We start from the raw sequence: 3,082 nt of genomic DNA on the forward strand, positions 1-3,082 counted from the left end.
GCTGCAATACCTGCCCGAGCGATATCGGCTGGACCTTTCCACGCTTAAACCCGCTTCTACCGATGCCAGTTTCCGGCGATATTTCCGGTTGACCGCCGCCAGCGACGCCGGCAAGACGCTGATTGCCGTCGATGCCCCGCCGCCCGAGAAGTGCCGCGAGTTCGTGCAGGTGGCGGCCTTGCTGCGCGATGCCGGCGTGCATGTGCCGCACATCCTGGAGACCGATTTCGACGCCGGTTTCATGCTGGTCACGGATCTTGGCACGACCACGTACCTCTGCGTCCTCGATGAAAAGAACGCCCGGCCATTGATGCGCTCGGCGATCGATATGCTGATCAAGTTCCAGGTGACATCGCGGGAAGGCGTGCTGCCTGCGTTCGACGAAGCGTTCCTGCGCCGCGAAATGGAGTTGATGCCGGAGTGGTTCGTGACGCGGCATCTGGGTCATACGCTGGACGTAGCCGAACGCAAGGTGCTGGATGACACGTTTTCCGTCCTCGTTCAGAGCGCGCTGGCCCAGCCGCAGGTTTTCATGCTGCGCGATTTCATGCCGCGCAACCTGATGGTCAGCGAGCCGATTCCCGGCGTGCTCGACTTCCAGGACGCGGTGTATGGGCCGCTGACGTATGACATCGCCTCGTTGCTGCGCGACGCATTCGTTAGCTGGGAAGAGGCGTTCGAACTCGATTGCTTCGTGTATTACTGGGAAGGTGCGCGCAAGGCCGGTTTGCCGGTGAACGAGGATTTCGGCGAGTTCTACCGGCAGATCGAATGGATGGGTTTGCAGCGGCACATCAAGGTGCTCGGGCTGTTTGCCCGGATTTATCACCGCGATGGGAAGCCGCAGTATCTGGCCGATCTGCCCCGGTTTATTGGCTATGCACGGAAGGTTTCCGAGCGTTACCGGCCGTTGCGGCCGTTTGCGCGGCTGCTCGATACGCTGGAAGGGCGCGCGGTTGATGTGGGTTACACGTTTTGACGGCTCTCAGCGTAGCGATGATTTTCGCCGCCGGACGCGGCGAGCGCATGCGGCCGCTGACGGATTCATGCCCCAAGCCTTTGCTTAAAGTTGGCGGGAAACCGTTGATCGTCTGGCAGATTGAACGGCTCGCTGCGGCGGGCTTCAAGACGATTGTCATCAATCACGCGTGGCTTGGGCGGATGTTTCATTCCAATCTCGGCGATGGCTCGCGCTGGAGCGTTGAAATCCGCTACTCGCATGAGATGCACGCGCTTGAGACGGCTGGTGGAATTGCCAAAGCTTTGCCGCTGCTCGAGAAAGACGGCGAAGCCACTATTTTTGCAGCAGTCAGCGGCGACGTGTTCTGCGAATTCGACTACGCACGGCTGCGCGAGCACGCCGCGAGAATGGCGCTCGAAGCGCAACCTGCGATGCATCTGGTGATGGTGCCGAACCCGCCGTTTCATTCCCTTGGTGATTTCGCGCTGGCTCCTGAAGGCACGCTTTCCCTTGATGGCTCAACGCACTACACCTTCGGCAATATCGGCTTATACGACACGCGCATGTTCCGCGATCTTGCGCCCACCACGCGGCGCGCGTTGACACCGTACTATCGCGAGACGATTGCGGCCGGACGCGCTACGGGCGAGTTGTATGAAGGGCGATGGGAAAACGTTGGAACGCCAGCGCAGTTGGAAGAGTTGGACGCTGCGTTACGAGGCAAGTAAGCGGGTTTTGGCCACATTCGGCTACAAACTAAAGATTATTTTGTCCCATAGGTAGCGTCGTGATTCGGCTCAATGGTCAAGAATCGTAGATAGTCTCCGTCGCGAAGTACCGTCGCACGGCGTGCCTGGGTTATCCGCAGGGAATACACCGCATCAATGCCCAGTGGGGGCCGCACGCTGGTGATTTTTTCCCACTTCAGCCCTTGATCCAAGTAGACCTGATCCCACGTCAGTTGCAGAAGTTTTTTGAGCGTTGCAAGAACGCGGGATGCCTCCGTTTTATCCAGCGCCACCCATTGTCGCTGGAAGACAAGGCTATTTAGATCCACCTTTACGGGATCGCTTTTCTTCGGCATTTCCCAACTCTTTGAAAAGCGTGTCCGGGTTGGATTCTTGAGGCGGACTCGCTTGAGCCCAAGCTAAAGCCTCTCGCAGGTCTTGCCGAGCTTCCGCTGCGTGCATCCACGCTTCGTTTTCGGGTATCACGAGCGCAGTACGCACCAGCCAAACACCGGGCTCGCGCTCCTCTACGAGCACTTGCCGACCGGCGTATTCCTTGCCAAGCGAAATCTGCCCACTAGAACCAACCACCTTCACACTGGTTTTTGGGTCCGACAGTGTTGTTCTCATCGCGCACCTAAGAACGTTGACGTTGATGTAATTTTTTATCGTTCGGTTACTCGCCAATGGCTCATGAGCCCGCAGCAGGTGAACCAAAACAGACTTGTTGCGGCATGATAGCACAACCGCATGAATCTAAACCGGCGAGCATCGGGGTCACAATCAAGCTTTTGCAACTTACAAAGATCACGTCTCGGGCTGACACCTCCCGCGATCAATGCCAGCTCGACCGCCTCCGAACAGCCGTTTTTGCCGCAATGGTAAAATCCGCTCCTCCTTTCGTCTCACTGCGCGGTTGCCCCCACCATGTCCGATACCCGTCCCGAAACCCTCTTCGCGCTCACCGCGCTTTCCCCGCTCGACGGCCGCTACGCCGCCAAAACGGAAGCATTGCGCGAATGGCTGTCCGAATATGCGTTCATGAAGCATCGCGTGAAGGTGGAAGTTCACTGGCTGATCGCGCTGTCGCAAGCGGGATTCAGCGAAATCCCGCCCTTCTCCAACGCTTCCGAAGACTTCCTGATCCAGCTCGCCGAGCGCTTCACCGCCCACGACGCCGCGCGCATCAAGGACATCGAAAAGGTCACGAATCACGACGTCAAGGCCGTTGAATACTGGCTCAAGGAGTCGGTAAAAGGGCAGCCGGAACTGGAGCGCGCCAGTGAGTTCATCCACTTCGCGTGCACGTCGGAAGATATCAACAACACGTCGCACGGCATGATGATCGCCGGTGCGCGCGAGCACGTGATCCTGCCCGCGCTGCGCGCCGTTC

General features: G+C 58.5%; 4 protein-coding genes. 3 read left to right on the forward strand and 1 reads right to left on the reverse strand.

Annotated elements, in window-relative coordinates; all coding sequences use genetic code 11:
• The first annotated feature begins 1 nt into the window (after position 1).
• Both WCA53_RS26570 and murU read left to right on the forward strand, forming a co-directional pair.
• On the forward strand, positions 2-979 hold the full coding sequence (locus WCA53_RS26570; RefSeq protein ID WP_423917619.1) for an aminoglycoside phosphotransferase family protein: 978 nt from the start codon (positions 2-4) through the stop codon (positions 977-979).
• Positions 980-996: 17 nt separating this feature from the next.
• Complete coding sequence (gene murU / locus WCA53_RS26575) at positions 997-1,689, forward strand: N-acetylmuramate alpha-1-phosphate uridylyltransferase MurU (protein ID WP_423917624.1); 693 nt, start codon at positions 997-999, stop codon at positions 1,687-1,689.
• Between the two features lie 35 nt (positions 1,690-1,724).
• On the opposite strand, the gene WCA53_RS26580 is transcribed toward murU, so the two are convergent.
• Positions 1,725-2,045, reverse strand: a complete 321-nt coding sequence (locus WCA53_RS26580) for a hypothetical protein (RefSeq protein WP_423917627.1) — start codon at positions 2,043-2,045, stop codon at positions 1,725-1,727.
• Between the two features lie 571 nt (positions 2,046-2,616).
• Between WCA53_RS26580 and WCA53_RS26585 the strand changes: the two genes are divergently transcribed.
• On the forward strand, positions 2,617-3,082 hold a 466-nt coding region (locus WCA53_RS26585), incomplete at its 3' end, for a lyase family protein (protein WP_423917630.1).

This window comes from Caballeronia sp., assembly GCF_049581465.1.
In the GTDB taxonomy this organism is placed as follows: domain Bacteria; phylum Pseudomonadota; class Gammaproteobacteria; order Burkholderiales; family Burkholderiaceae; genus Caballeronia.